Raw genomic sequence first — 24368 nt, 5'->3', positions numbered from 1 at the left:
AGGCCGAGAAGCTCCCGCGCTTAAGAGGCCGCGCGGAAGAGTCTGGGCGCTTTTAATACCGAAGCAGCTGGCGAGTATGTTCTCCTGGCTATTTCGCAAGAAGTCGCCGCGCCCCCAGCGCTTTGAAGAGATTCTCAGCCAGAGAGTTGCGAGAATAGCAATCTCCACGAGGCTCATCGGCCAAAGATGAAATTCCGCTATTCGTAATTTCGTCACGTAATCATTTTCCGATTATATACTTGTCGATTGATCAACAATGAAGTAGGGTGAACAGAGAAGCCTAAGCGCCTTTAGGGGAGGCAACGTGGAAGAGTCTGGGTCGCTCTTAGTACTGGAGCAGCCGCGCGAGCATATTCTCGTCGTCACCATCAATCGCTACAGCCGGCGAAATGCCTTCGACGGTGCGACCGCGCGTGCAATGGAAGCGGCGATGGATGCCTACGATGGCGATGACAAGCTGCGGGCAGCCGTAATCACGGGCTCCGGGGGGGTATTCTGCTCGGGTCAAGACCTGATCGCGGCGGCGAAGGGCGATCTCGCCGAATCGCCGCGACGAGGTGGCTTCGGAATCATGAGGGAGCGGCCGAAGAAGCCGGTCATTGCGGCGGTTGAAGGGCACGCCCTCGCCGGCGGCCTCGAATTATGCCTGGCCTGCGATCTCATCGTATCGTCGCGGACTGCGACGATGGGGTTGCCCGAAGTCACTAGAGGATTGGCTGCCTTAGGCGGCGGGCTAGCCCGGCTGCCGAAGCGGCTTCCATATCACGTCGCTATGGAATTGGCGCTTATCGGTGAAGCTTGGCCGGCAGCCGAATTGCACCGGCTTGGGCTCGTGAACAGACTAGCGGAGCCAGGCAAGGCACTCGAGCTTGCGATCGATCTCGCGGAAAGGCTAGTGGCCAACGGTCCATTATCCGTCGCTGCCGGCGTTCAAATTGTCCGACAAGCTGCGGACTGGCCAGATGCGGAATTCTGGGAGCGGCAGCGAAAATATCTCGACCCAGTCATAAATTCAGAGGATCGCGCCGAAGGGCTGCGCGCCTTTGCCGAGAAGCGTAAGCCTGTCTGGAAGGGGTACTAAGTGCAGCCGAGTCCAACTCTCAAATCGAGCCTTCTGGAAGATCAGGTTGCCGTTGTCACGGGAGCCGGTCAAGGCATCGGCAGAGCCGTCGCCCACACGCTCGCCGCAAACGGGGCGCGCGTCTGCTTGGCGGATGTTGACGCCTCGGCCGTTGAAGCGGAGGCCGCGAATATCGGCGTCTTCGCGACTTCATTTGTGGGCGACTTGGTTGAGCCGGGCGTCCCGGATCTGCTCATTAAGCACGCAATCGACGCGTTCGGACGACTCGATATCATCGTCAATGCTGCTGGATATTATTGGAATTCCGTCGTTGAGAAAATGACGGATGAGCAGTTTCAATCCATGTTGGATATCCACGTCGTGGCGCCATTTCGCATTTGCCGTGCGGCAGCGCCCTACATGTGTGAACCCGCAAAGACCGAAGCAGCCACCGGCATAGAGCGATTTCGCAAAATCGTCAACGTCTCCGCGATCGCGGCAACTTTCGGCTCCTTCGGAGGGACGAACTATGCGACGGCGAAGGGGGCTTTGAACGGCTTCACCAAGTCGCTGGCGCTGGAGTGGGGGCGCTTCAAGATCAACGTCAACGCCGTCGCGTTTGGCGCGATCCAAACGCGTTTCGGCGCTCCGCTGACTGCTGCTCAAACTGTGAAGACTGGCGGTCGAGAAATCGCGCTGGGATTCAACGAAAAAACGAGCCAACGGCACGGCATTGCCCAGCAGTACGATCCCGCAAAAGTATACGAGCCCCGGCCGATCTCGTCCAACTTGGTGGGTCGAACAGGAACAGTCCAAGAGGCTGCAGATGCAATCTTCTGGCTTTCATCGCCCTTGGCCAACTACGTCACCGGTCAGATCGTGACCGTCAGCGGAGGCGAGCGCGGCGGGCTTTGCTAATCGGCTGCGTTCAATCCACGGCTCGTATTTGGCAGGGCTGCGTCGGAATTGGGGTACATCATGGCAATAGGGAAGCCTCCTTTTTCTCCCGAAGATCTCTCTACGATCGTTGCGTGCGAGGGAGGTCGAACACTTAGCTTCGCGGAATGGGAAGAACAGGCTGGTCGGCTTGCGGCGGGCCTCTCGGACCAGGGAATAGGTGCTGGTGATCGCGTAGCCGTCCGTATGCACAATAGGCTCGAGTGGCTGGTTACGAATCTTGCCCTCGCAAAGCTCCGCGCCGTTCATGTCGCCATTAACTACCGGCTGACCGCAACGGAGATGAAGGACATATTCAACGACTGCGGAGTCGTCGCGCTTGTTTGCGATGACGATGACCCAGCATCGCTGCGGGAGATGTGCCTGGCGCTGCACTTACGTGCAACGGTTTGCTTGGGCGACACGAAGCGCTTTGGCATTGCGTATTCTGACCTCCTTGCCTCAACGAAGCGGGTCACAGAGGAAGCGCGCGACTTTGCGCAGATGATCATCTACTCGTCGGGGACGACGGGCACCCCCAAGGGAACCCTGCGCACGCCTCCGCGGGACCTGCGGATCGCTGCAGAATACGCCAATTCCGTAAACTTCAACGGCGCGGCTGGAGGGCCAGGAGACCGAGCGCTGGTCAATCTCCCACTTCATCACGGTGTCGGGCCCGCGTTCACGCGGATAGCCCTGTCCACTGGCGGGATGGTTGTCTTTCAGCGCAAGTTCGATCCCGAACAAACGCTCGCCCTTATCGCATCCAAGCAGATCACGCACTGGGGCAGCGTGCCGACCATGATCCGCCGCGTGCTCAACCTGCCCGACGCAATTCTGCGTAAGTATGACGTAAGTTCGCTCAAGTGCTTGCAGTTTGGTGGCGCCCCGGCTGGGCCTGAGTTGAAGTTGCGGGCAACGGAGGTGTTTGGCGAGTGCCTGTATGAAAGCTACGGCACCGTCGAGGCCGGCATGATTGCTGGTGCCACGCCCCTGGAGCAACGCAAACGTCCCGGAACGGCTGGCCGCGCGTTCAAACACGTGTCCATCCGGATCGTAGATCAAGACGGCCGTGCATTGCCGCCGGGGCAAAATGGCGAAATTCGTGTTCACACGCCTTCGATCATTACCGGCTACATCGGCAAGGGCAAGCTGGGCTCGGATAAGATCGACGCTGACGGCTACTATCGGACGGGAGACGTCGGCTATCTCGATGAGGAAGGCTATTTGTTCATCACAGATCGCCTCACGGACATGATCATTGCTGGAGGAAGCAATGTTTACCCTGCCGAAATCGAACGCGCACTGTCGCTGCATCCGGCGGTGGCTTTGGCTGCGGTGATCGGCGTCCCGCATATGGACCTAGGAGAGCAGCCCGTTGCTTACGTTGAACTTAAGCAGGGGGCTGCGGCGAGCGAGAGCGAATTGATAGCCTTCTGCGAGGGACAATTGGCAAAGTACAAGTGGCCGCGCCGCATCTTCATGTTGCCGGAGATTCCGGTGAACACCGGCGGAAAACTTATCAAGAAAGATCTTCGCAAACTCTGGATGGATCATCAGCAACAGGACCGAACCGCAATCGGAGCTCAACGCAGCCATTAATGACAGTGCTGTTGGTATACGCATCGTCGTTGGAGGACATATGAGTATCGCAACCCTGCACGCCTCGCACGATCCCGCGACCGGTGCGGTTTACTACCCTCCGCGCCGCTTTGCCGCCGACGGAAGCCTTAGGGAGTGCGAGTCTCTGGAGATCGCGGCCGAGGGCGTCCTTGTAGCGTGGACCGAATATCTGGACACCGTGTACGGGCTACTTCGGCTGCCGATCGGGATCGAATTGGAAGTCGTACTTCAAGAACCTCCAAAGGCCGCAGGCGGCCATTTCATCGGAGTACGTGCCGAGAACGGGCGCCTCTTTTTTGAGAAGTCGACCTAGGAAGGCGGCACACTTTTGCGTCAGAGGCAGACGGCGGACGGAGAGTTTATGACTGACGTTTATGTGGTAGGCGTTGGGATGACCAACTTTGGTCGGCATGAAGTCGGCTCGGGTAAACGTCTGGCTGTCGAGGCCTCGTTGAGGGCCCTTGGCGACGCTGGACTGACATTCGATAAGATCGACGCAGTCTATGCGGGCACAGCTCACCCTCTCAGTCCGCGCGGTGTCTTCGTGGCCGAGGAACTGGGACTGACCGGCGTTCCTGTCCAGCATCTATCGAATGCATCGGCGACGGGCCTTTGCGTTGCGCATGAAGCAATCAGCGCAATCATGTCGGGGCGGGCGGAGACCGTCTTGGCGATCGGATATGATTGTCCTGACACAGAGATGTCGACCCTCAGCGTAATCGCAAACGAACGACAGGCGCCGCCAATTGTCCCGTTCGCCCTTCTCGCCGCGCGGCGGCTGCAAACCGGCGCCGCCGGCGAGCAACATCTCGCGGCGATTGCGGCGAAGAACTGGAACTACGCTCGAAACAACCCTCATGCGGCGCGTCGTGCTAGCGAGCCTGTGACGGCCGAAAAGGTTATTCGGAGCAAGATGGCAGCCGCCCCGCTGACGGCGATGATGTGCACCACTTGGAGTGAGGGCGCCGCTGCCGCAGTGTTCTGCTCCGGCTCGGCGTTGAAGCGGACGCAGTCCGTTCCCATACGGGCCGTCGCCAGCGTGTTCCGCACGACATCGCACGAGGGGGGGCGCGGTGGAGCGCTTGAAGAACAGATGGCCGCAGCCCGATTGGTTGGCACAACGGCGCTGTCAAAGGCTGGATTGCGCCCTGCCGACGTGGACATCGTCCAAGTTCACGATGCTTTCGCTATCGAAGAGATGTTGTACTACGAGTCGCTCGGCTTCTCGGATCCCGACGAGACCCATTTGCTTATCGAACGTGGTGCGTTTGGTCCCAGCTCAAAACAACGGTTTGGCCTTCCCGAGTTCTCGACCGATGGCGGTTTGATAGCGCGAGGGCACCCTGGCGGACCGACGGGACTCGCCCAAATCTGGGAAACTGCTCGACGACTGCGTCAAGCGAACTCCGACCGTGTCGGCCTATGCCATCTCATCGGCCTCGGAGGATTATCCATTGGGCAGGTGTATGCAAGAGACTGAGCGTGAGGAACGCTCATCCGGAAAATCGTTTCTGAAGTTAGGTGGAGAGATCGCATGGATATCACCTGGTTTGGACATTCAAACTTTCGTATCGCATTTTCCGATGCGGTCGTCTTGATCGATCCGTTCTTTTCCGGAAATTCTCTATTTGCAGGAAATCTCGAAGCGGCGATTGACGGCGTTACCCACGTTCTTGTGACGCACGGTCATGCCGATCACGTGGGCGACACCATACCAATTGCCGACAAGACCAATGCCCTCGTCATCGCAGGTTACGAACTAGGAAACTGGCTCGCTGCCAACGGCGTGAAAAGAACCGACCTCTTGAATGTCGGAGGCACGATCGACGCGGGTGGGTTTCAGGTGACCGCAACGCGCGCCTATCACTCATCAGCTGAACTCGCAGTGACGATGCTGGCTCTTGCTGGTCGAACAACTTCACAACTGTCCGATCTTGGCGTTTCCATAAGCTTTGGCAATCCCAACGGGTTCGTTATTCGCTCAAAGGGGCAGCCAACAGTATATCACATGGGCGACACCGATGTGTTTTCGGATATGTCGCTTATCAATGAACTGTACAAGCCGGATGTTGTGATCGTTCCCGTCGGGGACCGCTTCACGATGGGTGCGGAGGGGGCCGCTTTAGCGGTGTGTCGCTATCTCAAGCCGCGCATCGCCATACCGTGTCACTATGGTGGATTCCCGATCCTCGAACAGACACCTGCCCGCTTCGTCGAAGCCGTTGCGCGACAGGATCCGCGTATCAAGGTCATCGTTCCGAAGGTCGGTGACGTCGTTCACGCCTAAGTAGTACAGGCCAGTTTGCAGATGGTGAGCCCGAAAAGATCACAAAAAATTGGTCGGGCTTTTCAAGGGGGAGGGAGGACGAGCATGCAAATCGAATGAGCAAACTCGCCGCGAAGGACCGATTTGTCAAAGACACTTAGTGCTTGAACTCTGGTGCTCGGAAGCGCGCGGCGGCATGTAGCCAGGGACTGCTACGTACAACATCCAACTTTCAGATCTATTCAATGTTCACGTCCCGCAGTGACCTCACTGCGGAAACGGATACGTCATGCTCGGGCTGCAAATGCACCAGAGCGTCCACAACATAGTAAAACGGGGAAAAGGAAATGCATCATAGATGGCTCCATGCATCGATAGCAGTGGCTCTCGTGGGGATGCTGCAATCAGTAGAAACTGTTTCAGCAGCGGACGTTCCACAGCCGCCGGTCAAAGTTATTCCGCCGAAGAAAGCGGCCAATCCGTTCCCATTCTTCTTCATCAATGACAATCGCCTTACATTCGCCTACGCGCCCGACGGAGCGTCTCCAGGCTTTCCCGGTCGAACGCCAGAAATGACATTTGCCTTCACCCATTTCGACGCGTGGAATTACGGAACCAATCTGATCAATGTGGGGCTTGTGAAATATTCGCAACATGCCCCGGCGTCCCCCTGCACGGTCTCCTATCAGGGATGTGCCGGATCAGTTCTCGACTATGCATCAATTCGAAGCACATTCGGGTTCAACGAGATCTTCGACACCAAACTCTTTACAGCGGCGCCGCTGAGAAACGTTTCGCTTGAGGTGGGCGCCGACCGTGGAATGCGAGATGTCGCATCTGCGCTGAACGTGACGGCGGTCACCGCTGGCCTCCAGTTCGCGTTTGATCTGCCGTACAAAGGCTTCCTGAATGTGGCGCCTCTGGTTTACAAGGAATGGATCTATTCTGGGACCATAACGCCGTTTGGACCATTCCGGCCCGGGGTGCCCGATGGCGTGCTGGAATTCCGCCCGACCTGGGCGGTCGAAGCAAATTACTACATGGATCTTGGCTTTCTACCAGAAACGATTCCGCTGGCGGTAAGCGGCCGTATGCTGATCATCGGCGAAATGGGCTCCGGTTATCCTGCCGGCGCTCTTCCATCCAAAATCTTCGTACCGTCGGCGACGCAAATTTACACCGAGCCGGTCCGACTAACTCTCGATGCCAGCAAACTGCTCTGGGGCAAAACTTACTCGCACGCCTTGGATCTGTGGGTCGCTTACAAGTGGAACCAGAATGTCCTAGGTCTCAACCATGAAACAAGTCCGTCATGTATAGGGGGCGCTTGTACAGCTTCGACGGTATACACGGGCGTGACTGTCAAGTTCTAATGGCCCGTCAGCACGCCTCCAACATTCTTGGATTCCTCCCAAACTTGAATCTCCGGCATGCCCGCCGGAGATTTCCTCTTCTCGCGTGCGCGGAGCAGGGCGGAAGATGGTCAACTCAAGGCCGGTGGTCGTGAATTGCGATCACTTAACGAGATCAATGCGGAGATAAACCATTTCGCGGCTTGTCCATGAGTAGTTGGCTTGATCGCTAATAGCCGACTCGGCGAGCAGCTTGCGGTAGCTGGAAGCGAACCAGGTCGGGCGAAGGAATTACAGGTCGACCAATGCAACAGGCGAAATTCGGCGCTAAGCGTAGGTTTTTCAGGTTACCTCCCGCTGTCGTCGGGGTGCGCAATCACCTGGTCTCCGGTACGTCGATCGTTCAACGAAATAGCGATGAGGACAGATGCGTTCCAAGTTGGACGGATTTCTGGTTCGGGAAGATCTCCGTGCGGCCGACGCCTTGTGATCCTATTGGCGAAAAGCACGTAAAGCCGAGCCGCACACTTTTCACGTCCGACCCGAAATGAGTGCTTGACCTTAGATCAGCGCTTTTTCGCGAGACGGACAGGAGCGTCAATTTGTGAGCGGATCATCGACTGTGCCATACGGATGACGGCTTGCAGGTCTATCGAATCAGGGTCCGCCAGCCATTGTAAGGCGACGCCGCGTAATATCCCCTCGATCACGACCGCTAGGCTTTGCACATCGACTTTTTGGGCTGAAGCGGACGCAGCCAATTCGGCATTGATAGATTCAATGATACCCGCCCGAATAACCGCGTTTGTCTCGGCAACAGCTGGTCTGAGGCCCGGGGTGGCTGTGACGGCTTCAACCAAAATGGTCAGCATGGCTCGTGCATTGGCGTCGTCGTCATGAAGCATCTTGAGCAGACCTAGAACCGACTCCGGCGCGCGCTTACCTTTGTTCGGGGGGAACAATCGTTCGGTCATCTCCTCCCTGATCGTCGAGACCACCGAACGCATGCAAGCTTCTTTCGAGCCGAAATGATGGCCTACCAAAGCGCGGCTCAGCTTCGCTTCCTTGCCGATCTCAACTAACGAAGCCTTTGCATAGCCGCGCGTGCTCAATAGTCTAATCGCTGCCTGCACGAGCCGAGACCGGGATTCAGCGCTCCTCTCAGCTTGCGTTCTTCTTTCTTTCAACATTCCCGCTTTCGTCCCATCCATTGTCTGATTTAACGAGCCAACCCGCGTGATCGATGAATCTCGTTCTAGGCGAAACCATCTCTGAAAACCATATTAGCTGCCCAGGATATTTGGCACAAACGGCACTACTGGTCAGCCACTATGCACTTCGCGATAACGCGATCCGACATCTTGGATCGTCCTTCGTCTCACTTCCAAAGCCTGATTCGGCTGGTAGCTCTACCGTGGACACAAGGGCAGAAACAATGTGGCGCAACCAGTGTGCGGCGATGCCGGAGAGATGGGAGGCCCGCATGAGATGGCAGATCAAGTGTCGCATCCAGTCGTTCTGGAATTCCCGCTAGTCGGAAATATGCTTGTACGAGACGTTCGGCGCATTCACCGGTGGGGCCCCGCGTCCGGCCGATCGATGCTCTTGACCCTTGCGGGTGGCTTGGAAACCACTCGTGTACGTCAATGTGTTGCTCAATGAGCTCATTGGAGCCAATGAATGCGATAGAGCCGTCCGAGGTTGGGCAAAGATTATAGGACGCTGCGGCCACTTGCGGTCGCGAGCCACTGGGCGCCAGGAACTTGCTGATTGACTGACAAGTAAATCTGATAGAGAATAGATTGTTCATAAAGCTAAAAACAACGAACGGAGGTCGCTCAATGTACAGCTCAAAAGCCAATACGTGGCGGTCAAGTACGACAGGTTCGCAATCATTTGGCCTCGAAGAGCACGTGCACGGCTGGCTTTAGTCTGCAAGTTGTCGTTGAGCCGCCTCGCGACCGCTCGATCATTGATCAATAATGTGGGGAAGTGCCTAAAGCGAGGTGCACTGCGTAGCTGTGTCGTTGCCGAAACAGCGTGAAAGGAAGCGGGCGAGGGGAGGGCTTTCGTTGAACCTGAAACGCATGGGGCCGTGCACCCGCGCGGGTTTCTTGTTCTCACCGCCCGAGCACGCAGACGAGACGAGATGACGCGGGCACAGCTGGTGCAGGGGACATCGCCTTTGCTCGCGGTTCGCGACGTCAGCGTCGTGTTCGGCGGCATCGTCGCGCTCAACGGTGTGTCCTTTGACATGCACAAGGGCCAGATCCTCGGATTGATCGGCCCCAACGGTGCCGGCAAGACCACGCTCTTCAACTGTCTCTCGCGGCTCTACCAGCCGTCGTCCGGCGACATCCTGATGGAGGGCGCGAGCATCCTGTCGCGGCCGCCGCACCGGATCGCCGAGATCGGCATCGGCCGCACCTTCCAGAACGTGGCGCTGTTTCCAAACCTGTCGGTGAGGGACAATGTCCGCGTCGGCACCCATGCCCGCACCTCCTCTGACATCATCAGCGACTCGCTGCGCCTCGCCTGGATCCGCCGCAGCGAAACCGACATGAACAAGAAGGTGCACGAGATCCTCAGCTATCTCGATCTCGAGGACGTCGCCCACACCACTGTCTCCGGCCTGCCGTTCGGCACGCAGAAGCGCGTGGAGCTGGCGCGGGCGCTCGCGGCCGATCCGAAGATCCTGCTGCTGGACGAGCCCGCCGGCGGCCTCAACCACGAGGAAGTCTACGTGCTCGGCGACCTGATCCGCCGCATTCGCGACGAGCGCCACATGACCGTGCTGCTGGTCGAGCACCATATGGGCCTCGTGATGTCGATCGCCGACCACGTCGTTGCGCTGAATTTCGGCAAGAAGCTCGCCGAAGGCACCCCCGCCCAGGTGCAGGCGGACCCCGACGTCATCAAGGCCTATCTCGGGAGCAAGGACCAATGACTGTTCTGCTCGACGTCAAGGACCTGCGCGCCTATTACGGCCAGGTCCAGGCGCTCCACGGCCTGTCCTTCTCGCTCAACGAGGGCTCGCTGACGACGCTGCTCGGGGCCAACGGCGCCGGCAAGACCACGACGCTGCGGGCGATCTGCAACATGGTGCGCTCCACCGGCGGCATCGAGTTCGACGGCAAGCCGCTGAACAACCGCTCGACCGAGAGCATCGTGCGGTTCGGCATCGCCCATGTGCCGCAGGGCCGCGGCACCTTCACCAACATGACGGTGGAGGAGAACCTGCAGCTCGGCGCCATCACCCGCAAGGACGGCGCCGGCATCGTCTCCGACATCGAACGCATGTATGGGCATTTCCCGGTGCTCAAGCAGCGGCATACCCAACAGGCCGGCACGCTCTCCGGCGGCGAGCAGCAGATGCTCGCGGTCGCCCGTGCGCTGATGCTGCGGCCGCGCCTGATGCTGCTGGACGAGCCGTCCTTCGGCCTTGCACCCTTGGTCGTGCGCGATCTCTTCCGCATCCTCGGCAAGATCAACCGCGAGGACAAGGTGTCGATCCTGGTGGTCGAGCAGAACGCCCAGCTCGCGCTCGAGCTGGCCGACCAGGCCTATGTGATCGAGACCGGACGTATCGTGATGTCGGGCAAGGCCAAGGACATCGCGAACAACGAAGAGATCCGCAAATCCTATCTGGGTTACTAGGAGCCGGCACGATGGAGCTTTTCACCAACCAGGTGCTGGCCGGAATCGCCACGGGTGCGATCTATGCCTGCATGGCGCTGGCCGTGGTCATGATCTACCAGGCGATCGACCATCTCAACTTCGCGCAGGGCGAGATGGCGATGTTCTCGACCTTCATCTCCTGGCAATTGATGCAATGGGGCGTGCCCTATTGGGGCGCCTTCGTCATCACGCTGGCCTTTTCCTTCGTCGCCGGCATCGCCATCGAGCGCATCCTGTTCAAGCCGCTGGCCAAGGCCCCGGTGCTGACCAACGTCGCGGGCTTCATCGCGCTGTTTGCGATCATCAACTCCTCGGCCGGCCTGATCTGGGACTTCACCATCAAGCAGTACCCGACCCCGTTCGGCTCCTCGCCGTTCCTGGGCAGCCAGCTGATCTCGACCCATCAGGCCGGCATGATCGGCGTCACCGTGCTGCTGCTGCTCGGGCTCTACTTCTTCTTCCAATACACCAGGATCGGCCTTGCCATGCGCGCCGCCGCCTCGGTGCCTGAATCGGCCCGCCTGGTCGGCATCAATACGAGCTGGATGATCGCGCTCGGTTGGGGCATGGCGACTGCGATCGGCTCAATCGCCGGCATGCTGATCGCGCCTGTCGTGTTCCTCGAACCCAACATGATGGGCGGCGTCCTGATCTACGGCTTTGCCGCGGCGGTGCTCGGCGGGCTGACCAGCCCGTTCGGCGCGGTGGTCGGCGGCTTCCTCGTCGGCATCTTCGAGAACCTTGCCGGCACTTACATCCCCGGCGTCGGCAACGAGCTGAAGCTCCCGATCGCGCTCGCGCTGATCATCTCCGTCCTGGTCGTCAAACCCGCCGGCCTGTTTGGCCGGCACATCGTCAAGCGAGTTTGATCATGAGCGCTGCAGAAGAAGTCGTTGCAGAAGGCCACCAGGCGGTCGAGGCCGTGCCGAAACGCGCCATGACGCTCGGCACCGGCACCTCGCTGGTGGTGCTCGCCGCGCTGCTGGTCGCCCCCGTCTTCGTCAAGAACTTCATCATCTTCCAGATGACGATGCTGCTGATCTACGGCCTGGCGGTGCTGGCGCTCAACATCCTCACCGGCGGCTCGGGCCAGTTCTCGCTTGGCCAGAGCGCGTTCTATGCCGTGGGCGCCTACGCAACCGCGATACTGATGGATCGTTACGAGCTGCACTATGTTCTCTGTCTACCTGTCGTAGCCGTATTTTGCTTTCTGTTCGGCTTCCTGTTTGGTCGGCCAGCGCTGCGACTGTCTGGCATTTACGTAGCATTGGCGACTTTCGCCCTCGCGACAGCCATGCCGCAGCTTCTCAAACTCAACGCACTCGAAAACTGGACGGGAGGTGTTCAGGGCCTCGTTGTGACGAAGCCGAACGCACCGTTTGGCTTGACGATTTCGCAGGATCTTTGGTTCTACTACGTCACGCTGGTCGTCGCCATTGCAATCTATGTGCTCTCGTCAAACCTGTTGCGCTCCCGCTCGGGCCGGGCCTTCATGGCCCTCCGCGACAACGATATTGCCGCTTCCGCCATGGGCGTCGACGTCGCACTCTACAAGACGCTGGCGTTCGGCATTTCTGCCGCGATCACGGGTATCGCCGGCGGCCTCGGAGCGATCACGATTCAATTTGTGGCACCGGATTCCTACACGATTAACTTCGCAATCTCGCTGTTCCTAGGGATGGTCGTCGGCGGCGTAGGCTGGTTGCCCGGCTCCCTTGTTGGAAGCGCCTTCATCGTATTCGTCCCAAACATCGCGGAGAGCATCTCCAAGGGACTCTCGGGCGCGACATTCGGCATCATCTTGTTCCTAATCATTTTCCTGATCCCGCACGGAGCCAAGCAGATTGCTTTTCTCGCTTGGCGTTGGGCCGACAATCTCCGCGGGTGAGCGGCGAGCGGATCTTTATTCTCGATGAGAGGCATGACGATTTGTTTGGATCCCTTTCCGCCCGCCGAGCCCCGAATGCGGTCAAATGATGTGCCGGAGGAGCGCAAGAGGAATGGAGTTGGCGCGACAAGTCAGTGCAGCAAGCGGCCTGATATTGGGGAACATCACAAAGTCAGTCGGTGAACCACGATTAAGCGCAGCACCGAGTCCGCATCCGAGCGGAGAACACCGGTACTAATTGTCGCCGCGGCGTGCGGCATTGAAAAGCTTGGAATATGGGAGGCAGCTCATGAGGATTGGTCTGATGCAACTCGTTAGGGGAGGAATGCTATTAGGTGCCATCGCGATCGGTGTGGCACACGTCCATGCAATCCAGGCGGCGGAACAGTATGGTCCAGGATACACAGAAACAGAGATTCGCCTGGGAAACTTGATGCCTTATAGCGGACCCGTATCAAGCCTTTCGGCGATAGGGAAAACCGCTGCGGCCTACTTCGAAATGATCAACAAGCAGGGGGGCGTGAATCATCGCCTGATCAAGTTTATCTCCTACGATGATGCTTATAGTCCTCCCAAGGCGGTCGAACAGGTTCGTCGGCTGGTGGAGAACGACGACGTCCTCGCGCTTTTTCAGAGTCTCGGGACACCCACAAATGCTGCGATCCAGAAGTATCTGAATGCGAAGAAAATTCCGCAGCTCTTCGTCGCGACCGGCGCCTCCAGGTTCAATGACCCTAAGGCGTACCCCTGGACTACGGGCTTTACTCCCACGATTGAAGCGGAAGCAGCCTTCTATGGGAAGTTCATTCGTGAAACCCGACCCGACGCAAAAGTGGCAATAATCTATCAAAACGACGATTCGGGTCGTGAGGCGATCAGAGGTCTCGAAATCGGATTGGAGGATGTCGGTTCCGAAAAGATTGCTGCGAGAATTTCGTACGAACCGACAGATCCTGTCATGGATTCACAAGTCGTTAGAGCAAAAGCCTCAGGCGCAAACGTGCTCGTAGCGTTTGGAACGCCAAAGGCCGGAGCCCAGGTTATCCGTAAGGTTGCCGAACTCGGATGGAAACCGCTCTTCATCGTTTCGAGCTCGCAAACGAATATTGCAACAGTGCTTCAGCCGGCCGGACTCGATAACGCCAAGGATATTTTCTCGATAACATATACCAAAGATCCCACCGATCCGACCTGGAAGGACGACCCAGATGTCGCCGAGTTCCGCGAATTTATGACGAAGTACAATCCCGACGTAGACTTGGCGAATCCGAGCGCCGTGATGGGATATATGGCGGCGCAAACGATGGTTTACGTCCTGAAGCAGTGCGGTGACGACCTCAGTCGGTCGAACGTGTTGAAGCAAGCCACAACTATAAGGGATTTCTCGCCAGGACTTCTCCTGCCCGGGCTGAAGGTAAATACGTCGCCGAACAACTACGTAGGCATTCGCGAATTTCGAATAGAACAATTTGATGGAGCGCGCTGGCAATTGCGAGATCCAAGATCTTCGCCTCTGTGACCGGCAGCCGATGCGCTACTTGCCGTGGCTCGCGGCCCGACGAATTATGAGGCGCTGTCTGAAGTGCGCATTTCGTATGTCCTTCGAATCGCGAGCGTCGCATCTGATATCCAGTCGATGACCTTGCCTGTGATCTGGTGAGCTACATCGACGATACGCTTGGCGCTTTGATGTTTAAACCTTGCAGCAAGCGTTCCGCCGCACCAATCTGGTGCGGCGTGTGGATGTTTCAGTGTGCAGCACGACGGGATGCGGTAGTTGTCGTGATCTAGGCTACCGCAAGACTTGGTCTTGTTCATCGTGCGACCCGGTTTCCAGGCCTGTCCGTAGATTCGGCGACGCTTGACCGAAGGGCCGCTCTCAAGAGCGGGTACCTCAAATCGAAGGGGTTTGACCCAAGAGGATCAAAAATGCCTGCGGGATCGACTGACACTCTGTTCCCCCTTACGCCCGCCCCATCCAACAAGCTCGGCATCTGCGGCTTGAAATCGAGGGCCACGAGACCGGATCTCTGCTCTTAATTGAGCTCCGCACTTGTCCGCGGTCGATCTTCTCTCCCGGCTGGCAGCGCATGCGCCCGCTCAGTTCAGTGGCCGTCAGCGGCGTATGGTGCAGCGGTTGGTGACGAATTGGCGATCAAAGGCCCCTCGAGAGCTCATCAGAAGCACAGAAACCATACTATCGGTCCAAGCTTCGTGGCTCGGTCTGTAGATGCCACGGGTTGCTTCGCCGAATCACCGGAAGCCGCTCGCTCGCTACGGCGCTCTGGAGGGCGCGCTTCGCGAGCGTGCTCGGAGCCGCGGCGTCCAACTTCGGCGACAGCTGGGGCGCTTCGGTAACATTGTTAACTGAGGCAATGCGAGGGGCCGTTTTCCATGGCACGCGACGGGTGGCACCAGCGGATCTATTCCCAACTACACGCAAAAGACATGTTGTGGCCCGGTGGGTTTCGACATTCGAGGTCGACATTGATCAAATGGCTCGTTTGACTGTGGTCTCAGCGCCCGGATACCCAAGAGAAGGCGTAAGAGCAAAAGTCCGAATTTTCGGCAAGGCTATCGCTCTCAGCCGGGCAAAAACACAATGGCAGGTGATAGTTGCGGCCTAGGTCGTTTCAGCCAACTGGATTACGCCAAGATAGAGACTCTGTTCGAGCTTGAATCGTCGTGATACAACGTCACTGTCTCCCAAACACAAGACTAATTCAGCGGGACTGGGATTTAGATTTTGAATCTTGAAGTCTCCGAACACATCGGATTCAGTTTGGCCAACCAAGACGCCCTCTTTCAGCAGACGCACAGGCACGCCCGGCTTGCATTCCTCCACGCCCCCGACGTTTTGCACGATAGTCCCTCCCACAAACGCTGACGTAAATCGCTTCAAGTTTTGGTACAGGACACGAGGGCGCGACTTCAGGGCCGGCCGCAGATCGGACACGGTCCCGGTTGCAAGTAGGCTTTCGTATTCCTGATCAGACATTTTGAGCGCGCGCATAGCTCCTGTTGGACACGCTTGCGCTGCCCTGGGCGCGGTCCACCCCTGATCAATCAGATGCGCATCAAAGTTCCAGTGTTGAGGCACCTCCTCAATCTCGTTCCAATGAATGGCTCCATAAGGGCAGGCCTCCACCATACTCTTGCATCCGCGGCTTAGGTCTGGATCAATCAATACGATCCCGTCGGGCCGTCTCCGTACGGCTCCCGGCGGAGCAGCCGCAGCACAAGGAGGATCAGCACAGTGCTGGCACATGACGGCGAGATAGGCGACGTCGACCATATCTCCTTGCCCGCGCTCATTTGTGTGTATTTCTATCCACGCATGGCCGTTAGCGGCCATAGCGGCGGAATAACCGGGAAAGCTATTTCCGACGTGCTCATCTTGCGTAGCGAGCCGGCAGTTATTGCAGTTCGTGCATCGCCCGACGTCAAATAAAAGCGTCCACTTGTCCATGGCAAATATCCTGAGTCATCGGCAAACGGTTGATTCAGCGAATGCAGCCTCAATCTCGGCCAGGTCGCACCGTTCAATGTCAACTAGGCACGCACTGGCGGCAATAGAGTGCGAATTTGCGATCATGGGGCGCTTCGACGTCAGCGTATTGAGCGAACCGCCGCGGTCAATGATACCTGCCTGGCTTACAATCGGCTCGTAGCGCGCCGATGATTCGTAGCCATGGACCATGCCGCGTCCCAGCCGCGCCGTCGGAACAGCGACGCAGATAACGCTACCTCGGTCATTATAGACGCGGACCAAATCATTTTCCTGGATGCCGCGTTCGATCGCATCACTGATGTTGATCCTCAACACCAAGTAATAAGAATTGCCGACCTTTCTGCGGTGATCCCTCACTCCATTGAGAAAGCCACTCTTGCCATCGTTATGCGAGTGGAAGCTGAAGCGTGGATGGGGCGTGATCAGCTGAAACGGATAACGTTCATGCCGCTCGGAATGATAACCTTCCCACGAGCGCTGATACTTGAGAATCGGTGAACGCTCCTCGTCGTGAGGATCGTACGTTGCAAGACTCTGACATTCGAACTCGAATTTCCCGCTCTGAGTCTGAAAGCCGTTTCTGAATTGTCCGGCATATTCGCTTGCAAGCGGAGAAGGCTCAGGTGTGTCCTTTGGACGTCCCTCATAGAACCATCTGAACGCGACCGGAGGCCGGTGTTCGGGGCTGGGTGGCGGAACGACATAGTAACCGCGCTTTAGGAACCTTCGCCACGTTATCTTCTTGGACAAGTCGGACGCCTCGAACATGCGTTGGACCCAGCCGAGTTCATCCATGCCTTCGGAGAAGAGGGCACCTAAGCCGAGTTTCCTGGACAACGCATAGAAAATTTCATAGTCGGATCGCGATTCACCCAGGGGCTCTATGCATTTGTGCTGGAGCGTGATCACTCGATGGTTGACTTGGGCATGGCCGTGATGTCCATATCCAGCCATGTTGGCCCACTCACTGATGTCCCAACGTTCGAAGCTGGTGCAGGCAGGGAGAATGATGTCAGCGAAGCGGCTCTCCCCCTCATTCCAGATTGATTGATTGACGACGAACTCCAGGTTGGGAGAACGATACATCTCAACGTAGCGATTGCTTCCGGACATAGTCCCGAAATTGGAGCTCCCGTATTTGTAGATCATTCGGATCGGAGAAGCGCCTGGTGCTGGATAGCGAATTTTGGCGAACTGCCCGCCGATCGACCGCCCATCGCGGGGGAAACCTTCTGCCTTCCCCGTAAGTATAGCCTCGGGCAACTGCATTCTGGGCACTTGCTGCTGCACCGAATTCATCGTCGGCAGATGAGGCATGCGCTGATACAGCGCGATGGCTGCGCCCGTATTAGTCAAGTCCCCAGAGATGCCGCCGTCCGCGTATCCCGGGAACCAAAAGGTGTGGTCGATAGGCGTTCCAAACTGAAGGTTTCCGAAATTGACCCCCTCGCGTCCAAAGCCTTGTAGGGCAAGAAGGCAAACCATCGAACGCGCCCATTGCACACCTGTCGGTGCCCGTCCGGCACCTCCAAAGCCGTTACCCCAACCACCAGCTGCGAGATATGTGCGCTTGCGCCCCCATTCTCGCGCCAAGGCGCGAACGGTTCGCGCTGGCACGCCGGTCTCTTCCTGCTGCCACTCGGGAGACTTTGCGACACCGTCCGTGTAACCGAGGATGTAATCCTTCCAGGTTTCGAACCCCTCGGTACGACGACGCACGAAATCCCTATCGTAGAGGCCTTCCTGTATCCAAATGTAAGCGATTGCGAGTGCCATCGCCGTGTCAGTGCCTGGCCGGGGCGAGATCCACTTTCCGCCAAGGAAGGCGGCGGTGTTGTTGAGGTAGGGGTCGATGTGGACGGTCGGGATACCAAGCTCTCGGATCCAAAGTCGCCGAACTGTTCCCTCCTGCCCACCGTAAAGGCCGTTCGTAGCCTCCGGATCGCTCGACCAAAAGACCACCATCTCCGCGTGCTTAAGTAGATCCTCTACAGTGCTGTAGGGCTCCGCTGTTCCCAGGCGCATGCTTTGGCCCCAATGATGCATCGCGCCCCAAAACCAGCCCTCCCAACTGTCTGGATTGTGATTGACTTTGGTATGGCCGACTAGGTTCGCAAAACGATAGAGGCTGCTGAGCCAGTATCCAATATTTCCCCAATTGTGGTGTGCGGGATGATTAAAAGTGATTGCACTGGGACCATGCGCAGACTTCAGGCGGATGATCTCTGATGTAACAATATTGAGCGCTTCATCCCACGAGATACGCTCGTATCCAGACAGTCCGCGTTTACCGGGATTGCGTTCGCCATGTGGATCAAAATCAATACGCTTCATCGGATGAAGCAGGCGATCGGGGGAATAGACGAGTGACTTCCAGGTCAAGGTATGAGGCGAAATCGTTGCCTGCCTGGGCGGCACGAAACGCTTCCCGCGCGCTTCGATAGCCCACGATGGGCCGTCTTCAGCCGTGAGATCGATGGGCGTGATACGCACGATTCGCCCGTCTCGTACCCAGACGTGGCAAGGTCCACCATTGGTCATGGAAGTGAAGCGACGCGATCCATCCATCATTGCCTCGCCAACAGGCCAAGGAACCCGCGCCGCGGCCATGATCAATTGCACAAACCAGCAGGCAAACTCCTCCGGCCCATCCAGGGTCAGTTGGAAGTTCTTTTGGGCGTTAACCTGTTCCAGCCAATTGATAGGCGGCATCATCAGTCTGGCCCCGAGTGAGGCGGTCTCAAGCGTTAACACCGCGTCAGGATTTGCATGGAGTCCTGCATGCGTCCGGACATCCTTTCCGGAAAAGACGAAATAGCGTGCTACGCGGCCGTCCCTTGTTCGGATCTGCGCAATGCCCTTCTTTTCCCGAGTTCGCGCTCTGAAACTGCGATCGACTGCCGAGCGGCTGCGGAACAGCAAGGAGAGCGCGCGGAGGATCGCGCTAAACTTGATCTCATCTAACGCACCGGCTGCCCGGCTAAATCCGCCTCCCGCTGTCATTGGTGGCACCGCCTCTAGTTACTCAGGATGTAATCCGATTATGGATCGTGAAATCGGCTAAGGATGTCAAGGGTGGTGGCTCCCATCTTCTGGTCGGGGACAGGTGCGCTAAGAACAATGTCTGGGGGGACGCGTCAAACCATGAAGACGATGGCATCGGCGGCGAGTTCGATGAGCCCTGATGGACAGGGCGGCGTAGTTTCTATCTCAAACAGAAAAGGGCCTGCTGACGGCTTCGGCCAAGACGTGACACCTGCACATAGCGCGCTTGTTTGGCGCGCGAGCATCGACCGGTAAGCGCACCAATTTTTGACGCCCAGAGCCAATTGGTCGAGGCCGTAAGCATTGTTGATGTGGTGGGGAATATAGTCGTTCAAATGACAGCGGGCCCGCAACATCGCTTTTCAATGTGATGCGCCGCCTCTCCCACAGCTTGGGGCGCAGCCCAAAGATTAGCCAGTCAGTTCAGAAGAGCGACCTCCCACCCTCGGCACGAACGCGGGGAATTAGGCCGTTCAACTTCGTTCTTCGAGGAGTGTTTTATCGACCCAGGGACAAACCCCTGGGCTGAGCCGATAATTGCCGTCCATGACGTTAACCGGGTGACGTATACCGTCACGCGCAGCCTGCATTCGCATCTCGCGCGCCTCGGCCTGGCGTTCGGGCGGCAGCCATGTTCTCTCATGGCCCCACAAGCTGGGTCCCTCGGGGACTTCTCCGCCTGTCCAGTCAGGGTCGACGATCCGTCCACCCCACCCATACTCCACCATGAACCGTGAAGGGCTGAAGGAGTAGAACGAAGTCATGTAGTCATTGCTGTGCCGACCGAAAGTTGCGCCGATGCCCTCAGGTTGCGTGAGCTGAATGTCATAGGCTTGGCCTACATCGTCCAGATTGAACAACTCCATCATGATGTGGTGTATTCCGTTTGTGCCGGTCTCTAGCAGCGCCAAACTGTGATGTCGCTGATTGACATGAAAGAAGTAAATCCGAAATGGGCGTGTGAAATAGTCACTGAGCTTAAAGCCCAGGAGATCTCGATAAAACGGGATCACCGCGTCAAGCCGATCGACGCTTAGCACGATGTGGCCCATTCCCAACGCTCCAGTCACAAAGCCGGACAAATTTCTTCCAGGTACGAAATTGTCTTCGGCGACCTGCGGTCCGTAAAACGCTTCCAGCCGGTTTCCAACGGGATCACTGAATTCGATTAGTCCCGTGACGAACCGCTGCATCGCCAAGCTCTTGCTCCCCATGCGAACGGTCACGCCGGCGTTATCCAGACGCGCAGCAAGATGATTTAAGGCAGTCGCATCCGCAACTTCCCAACCGAAGAAGTCAAGCCCTTCGCCGCTTGTCTCATTAACGATGAGCCGCTGACGGCGATCATCCATCCGAAAAGCGCGGGTTGATCGACTCCGGTCAACTTCCTGTAAGCCCAGGAGATTGAGCGCATACGACGACCAGTTTTCGAGTTGTTGTGACCGAATCCCGACGTAGCCAAGTCCAGTAAGCGCCATAGCGAATGCTTTCGTTGGTCCCTGCCGTTCGCGTCCCTCCATTCGGAAACGCGATGCCGGTCATTTAGGGGGTTGACGTAAAAATTATATATAGCGTAATTGGATTACGGATTTGAGTCAACGATGCCTTTCTTTGAGATGAGCCGCAGTTTCGGATCAAGCGAATGAAAATCATTGCTCTCGCAGCAGCCTTAGCAATCATCGGCGGCCCGGTGTCTGCAGGCCAATCATCTATCAAGATCGGAATTCTTAATGATCAGAACGGTCCGTTTGCCGACTTAGGCGGCCCGGGGACCGTCCTGGCGGCCCGAATGGCGGTTCAGGACTTTGGCAACAGCGTTCTTGGAAGACCCATCGAAGTCGTCACGGCCGATACACAAAACAAACCTGACAATGCAGCGAGCATCGCCGCTCGCTGGATCGACGTCCAGGCCGTCGATGTCATTGCGGGCGTTCCCGTCACTTCCGTCGCGCTCGCAGTAAAGAATGTCACCGAGCGGAAGGGGCGGATCTTGTTGGCCACTGAACCGGCGTCAACTGAGATCACCTCCGATTGCCCCAAATATACTGTGCATTGGATGGACAATACCGATGCGCTTGCGTCTGGGACTGTTGCAGCAGTTGTAAAGGATGGCGGAAAGAAATGGTTCTTTCTCACCGCGGATTTTGCATTCGGCGCGACGATGGAAAGCGCCGCTCGCAAAAAGATCGCTGAGCTTGGAGCCCAGGTTGTTGGCGAGGTAAGATATCCTGTCGGAACTTTTGATTTTGCTTCATTCCTACTTGTTGCGGCAAACTCCCCAGCTGATGTGGTGGGCGTGACAAGCGTTGGGGCGGACACAGCTAACGCGGTTCGCCAAGCCGCCGAATTTGGTTTGTCGAGCTACGGCAAGAAGGTCATCGTATTTCTCACGTTCCTAACTGAGATCAACGCGATCGGCCTTGATCACGCGCAAGGCGCGTATGTTACGACCGGCCTTTACTGGGACGAGAATGACGCCACACGCAGTTGGTCAAAGAGATACTTTGCCAAGATGTCGAAGATGCCCACGCAGGCGCAAATGAACACTTATGCGGCCATCATGCATTACCTCAATTCCGTCAAACAGGTGGGATCCGACGATCCACTCAAGGTTATGGGGGCCATGCGCGCAAGCCCTGCCGACTATTTTGGAAAGCGGGCCTCGGTTCGAAAAGACGGGCGCGTGCTGTACGATCTCCAATTGTTTCGGATCAAGGCTCCTCGTGAGTCAAAGTATCCCTGGGATTATCTCCGGCCGGTCCGGACCATCAACGCGGACGAAGCCTTCGGTGATGGACCTCCAGGTTGCAGAGAGTGACGACATGGCGTTGTCAAGCCTGTCGCTGTTTGTCTTAATATGAGGAGTGCCGAAATGGCTGGAGAGTTGCCGACCTCTGATAGATCTATTGCCGCCGACCCCGGTCCTGAGCTCAGCAACGCCGAAGTCGTAGCTCGAACAATCGAGGCTTACGGCGCGAAACACCTGTTTACCCTGACAGGGCATCCGCAAGATCCACTTGCTGCCTTGTCCGAAGCCAAGCAGACCAAGGTCGTGCTCGCGCGCAGCGAGAGATCTGCCGTTTTTATGGCTGATGGCTATGCAAGGTTCAGTCGAAAGCCGACGTTCACTTACGCTCAATTCGGACCCGGCGTCACCGCTACGGTCGGCGGCCTGTCGGACCCATACTGGGGTAAGAGCCCAGTCGTCAGCCTGAGCAGTTCGGTGTCCACTCTGACACGAGGTCGGTTCGCCTATCAAGAGATTGACCAGGCCGCCTGCGTCGCTCCCGTTACGAAATGGCATGGCGAGGTTGCTGAGGCAAAGCGCATACCGGACATGATAACGCGCGCCGTAATCGAGGCCATCAGCGGAATACCTGGTCCGACACATCTCGACATTCCTGCGAACATCCTGCAGGGCAAGTTCCCCGGAAAGCCTGATTTGCGTGCCGCAAAGCGCTTTCTCGAGTTTCCCGCGTTTGCCGTTGCACCGTCGACCGCAAGTGTTGAGGCAGCCATTCGACTTCTTGTGGCGGCGAAACGTCCGGTAATTTTGGCAGGGGGCGGGGTTGTTCTGGCAAACGCGCATCATGAACTCACGGAGCTTGCCGAACTTCTCTCGATTCCTGTCCTGACAACGATACCCGGGAAGTCGGCTATCCGAGGCACCCATCCTCTCTGTATAGGTGTAGCGGGCGTGTATTCGCGTAAGGTGGCAAATGACGTTCTTGCGGAAGCGGACGTTGTGCTGGCGATTGGCACCAAGCTCGGCGTCATGGGCACAGCGGATTTCACTTTGCCGACCCAAGGCACGAAAATCATTCACGTCGATCTCGATGCACGGACGTTGGGCCGAACGTTTGTCGATGAGGAATTATCGATCGTCGCGGACGCCAAATCCGCTCTCCAAATGCTCATTGAAGCCGCGAGATCCACTCCAGGCAAGGAATGGACGTTGGGTGCTCAGGCGCGATTGCAGACGTGGCAGCAAGAGTTTGCGAGGCTGGCAAGCGTCCAGATGATAGACGGTGCTATCAACCCGCGCTTTCTCATCAAGCAGTTAGACGATTTCCTCTCGGAGACCGATATTGTGGTGGCTGACACCGGCTTCGCCGCAGCCTGGGCCGGTGCATTGCTCGATCAGAAAGGCGTGGGGGACGTCTTCTACCGAGCCGCTGGCTCACTAGGGTGGGCGTTCCCCGCGGCCATCGGGACACAAATAGCAGCCGGCTCGTCTCGGCGGGTCGTGTGCCTAACCGGCGACGGCGGCTTGGGGTATCATCTCAGTGACCTGGAGACGGCGCTGCGCGCCAACGTACCGACCATCACGGTAGTGTTGAACAACTCCTCCCTGGGCTTCGAATATATGGGTCATAAATTGCGGCACGGACACGTTGAGGATGATCTTCATCAGTTCCGTACAACCGACTACGCAGCAATCGCGCGCGCCTTTGGTGCGTTTGGCGAACGAGTGGAGAACCCGGCTGATATCACACCGGCGCTTCGCCGCGCATCGGAGTCGGGAAAACCGGCGATCTTGGACGTGGCGATTTCGAGGGAAATTGCTGCTCCGACCCGTCGGTTCGAAGTCTTTGAGGGAATTCGACCGATATAGTTTCAGGTACTTAGGTTGTCCCGGATCTTACATCGGATTGTCGAATGCGGCCTAAGCTTTTGGTGCGCGCCACGGCGAAGTTGTGACGCACCCGAATATCGCCGGCAAACAGCAAGCCGGCGACCCCGAAGGCGGAGGCACGACCACGCATGTCCGCATCCGAAGCGACACAAGATAGGATGCGTCGAAATCCAGGTCTGTTTTGACGGGACGGCAAGCAAGTTCGGATCGCCTTCAGCGCGCGATCATCACTTGGTGTCGTCCCTGAAGGTGGGGACAGCGCCAGTCGAGACACTATCTTATAGTGGTCCTCGGCGGGACTGCCGGAAGCGGGGGTGGGAATATCGGGCCGCGCTCGAGGGTCTTCCTTCCCCAGTTTCGGCGCGGACAGCAC

Annotated in this window: 20 protein-coding genes; 14 read left to right on the top strand and 6 right to left on the bottom strand. The window is 57.5% G+C overall.

Features of this window, described 5'->3' with window-relative positions:
- The first annotated feature begins 304 nt into the window (after nt 1-304).
- From P6U27_RS37425 to P6U27_RS37395, 7 genes are all read left to right on the top strand, one after another.
- A complete protein-coding gene (locus P6U27_RS37425) occupies nt 305-1081 on the top strand; it encodes a crotonase/enoyl-CoA hydratase family protein (RefSeq protein WP_407123299.1) in 777 nt (258 codons plus the stop codon).
- Nucleotides 1082-1978 (top strand): SDR family NAD(P)-dependent oxidoreductase, encoded by an 897-nt coding sequence (locus P6U27_RS37420; protein ID WP_407123300.1) that lies wholly within the window; start codon nt 1082-1084, stop codon nt 1976-1978.
- 60 nt (nt 1979-2038) lie between these two features.
- On the top strand, nt 2039-3598 hold the full coding sequence (locus P6U27_RS37415) for a class I adenylate-forming enzyme family protein (protein ID WP_407194657.1): 1560 nt from the start codon (nt 2039-2041) through the stop codon (nt 3596-3598).
- A 40-nt stretch (nt 3599-3638) separates the two neighbouring features.
- Nucleotides 3639-3932, top strand: coding sequence for a hypothetical protein (locus tag P6U27_RS37410; protein ID WP_407123302.1), 294 nt, complete (start codon nt 3639-3641; stop codon nt 3930-3932).
- A 48-nt stretch (nt 3933-3980) separates the two neighbouring features.
- Entirely contained in the window at nt 3981-5099 is a 1119-nt protein-coding gene (locus tag P6U27_RS37405; RefSeq protein ID WP_407194656.1) for a thiolase family protein, read from the top strand.
- Between the two features lie 54 nt (nt 5100-5153).
- The gene (locus P6U27_RS37400) at nt 5154-5906 is read left to right on the top strand and encodes a metal-dependent hydrolase (protein WP_407123304.1); all 753 of its coding nucleotides are present in this window, start codon (nt 5154-5156) and stop codon (nt 5904-5906) included.
- Nucleotides 5907-6274: 368 nt separating this feature from the next.
- Complete coding sequence (locus P6U27_RS37395) at nt 6275-7258, top strand: hypothetical protein (RefSeq protein ID WP_407123305.1); 984 nt, start codon at nt 6275-6277, stop codon at nt 7256-7258.
- A gap of 545 nt (nt 7259-7803) precedes the next feature.
- On the opposite strand, the gene P6U27_RS37390 is transcribed toward P6U27_RS37395, so the two are convergent.
- Nucleotides 7804-8427, bottom strand: a complete 624-nt coding sequence (locus tag P6U27_RS37390; RefSeq protein WP_407194655.1) for a TetR/AcrR family transcriptional regulator — start codon at nt 8425-8427, stop codon at nt 7804-7806.
- 959 nt (nt 8428-9386) lie between these two features.
- Here P6U27_RS37390 and P6U27_RS37385 point away from each other — a divergent pair.
- The 5 genes from P6U27_RS37385 to P6U27_RS37365 all read left to right on the top strand — a co-directional run bounded on the left by P6U27_RS37385 (nt 9387) and on the right by P6U27_RS37365 (nt 14322).
- Nucleotides 9387-10184, top strand: a complete 798-nt coding sequence (locus tag P6U27_RS37385; protein WP_407194654.1) for an ABC transporter ATP-binding protein — start codon at nt 9387-9389, stop codon at nt 10182-10184.
- The gene (locus tag P6U27_RS37380; protein WP_407194653.1) at nt 10181-10894 is read left to right on the top strand and encodes an ABC transporter ATP-binding protein; all 714 of its coding nucleotides are present in this window, start codon (nt 10181-10183) and stop codon (nt 10892-10894) included. The genes P6U27_RS37385 and P6U27_RS37380 overlap by 4 nt, the downstream gene beginning before the upstream one ends.
- 11 nt (nt 10895-10905) lie before the next feature.
- Nucleotides 10906-11784 (top strand): branched-chain amino acid ABC transporter permease, encoded by an 879-nt coding sequence (locus P6U27_RS37375; RefSeq protein ID WP_407194652.1) that lies wholly within the window; start codon nt 10906-10908, stop codon nt 11782-11784.
- Between the two features lie 2 nt (nt 11785-11786).
- Nucleotides 11787-12803: a branched-chain amino acid ABC transporter permease gene (locus tag P6U27_RS37370; RefSeq protein ID WP_407194696.1), complete on the top strand. Its 1017-nt coding sequence runs from the start codon at nt 11787-11789 to the stop codon at nt 12801-12803.
- 289 nt (nt 12804-13092) lie between these two features.
- Nucleotides 13093-14322 (top strand): ABC transporter substrate-binding protein, encoded by a 1230-nt coding sequence (locus P6U27_RS37365; RefSeq protein ID WP_407123311.1) that lies wholly within the window; start codon nt 13093-13095, stop codon nt 14320-14322.
- 44 nt (nt 14323-14366) lie between these two features.
- Here P6U27_RS37365 and P6U27_RS37360 read toward each other — a convergent pair whose 3' ends face one another.
- The 5 genes from P6U27_RS37360 to P6U27_RS37340 form a co-directional block, all read right to left on the bottom strand.
- Complete coding sequence (locus tag P6U27_RS37360) at nt 14367-14621, bottom strand: hypothetical protein (RefSeq protein WP_407123312.1); 255 nt, start codon at nt 14619-14621, stop codon at nt 14367-14369.
- An 805-nt stretch (nt 14622-15426) separates the two neighbouring features.
- Nucleotides 15427-16272, bottom strand: a complete 846-nt coding sequence (locus P6U27_RS37355; RefSeq protein WP_407123313.1) for a 4Fe-4S dicluster domain-containing protein — start codon at nt 16270-16272, stop codon at nt 15427-15429.
- Between the two features lie 15 nt (nt 16273-16287).
- A complete protein-coding gene (locus P6U27_RS37350; RefSeq protein WP_407194651.1) occupies nt 16288-19317 on the bottom strand; it encodes a molybdopterin-dependent oxidoreductase in 3030 nt (1009 codons plus the stop codon).
- A gap of 134 nt (nt 19318-19451) precedes the next feature.
- Nucleotides 19452-19694: a hypothetical protein gene (locus P6U27_RS37345; protein ID WP_407194650.1), complete on the bottom strand. Its 243-nt coding sequence runs from the start codon at nt 19692-19694 to the stop codon at nt 19452-19454.
- Between the two features lie 138 nt (nt 19695-19832).
- Entirely contained in the window at nt 19833-20837 is a 1005-nt protein-coding gene (locus tag P6U27_RS37340) for a VOC family protein (RefSeq protein WP_407123516.1), read from the bottom strand.
- A gap of 164 nt (nt 20838-21001) precedes the next feature.
- Here P6U27_RS37340 and P6U27_RS37335 point away from each other — a divergent pair, with 164 nt between their 5' ends.
- Both P6U27_RS37335 and P6U27_RS37330 read left to right on the top strand, forming a co-directional pair.
- Nucleotides 21002-22177, top strand: a complete 1176-nt coding sequence (locus P6U27_RS37335; RefSeq protein ID WP_407194649.1) for an ABC transporter substrate-binding protein — start codon at nt 21002-21004, stop codon at nt 22175-22177.
- A gap of 54 nt (nt 22178-22231) precedes the next feature.
- Nucleotides 22232-23974 carry a thiamine pyrophosphate-binding protein gene (locus tag P6U27_RS37330; protein ID WP_407194648.1) on the top strand — a complete coding sequence of 581 codons (1743 nt, stop codon included), beginning with the start codon at nt 22232-22234 and terminating at the stop codon, nt 23972-23974.
- Nucleotides 23975-24368: the final 394 nt, after the last annotated feature.

The sequence above is a fragment of the Bradyrhizobium sp. STM 3566 genome (assembly GCF_045571445.1).
GTDB lineage: Bacteria > Pseudomonadota > Alphaproteobacteria > Rhizobiales > Xanthobacteraceae > Bradyrhizobium > Bradyrhizobium vignae.
This window is presented reverse-complemented; position numbering and strand designations above follow the sequence as displayed.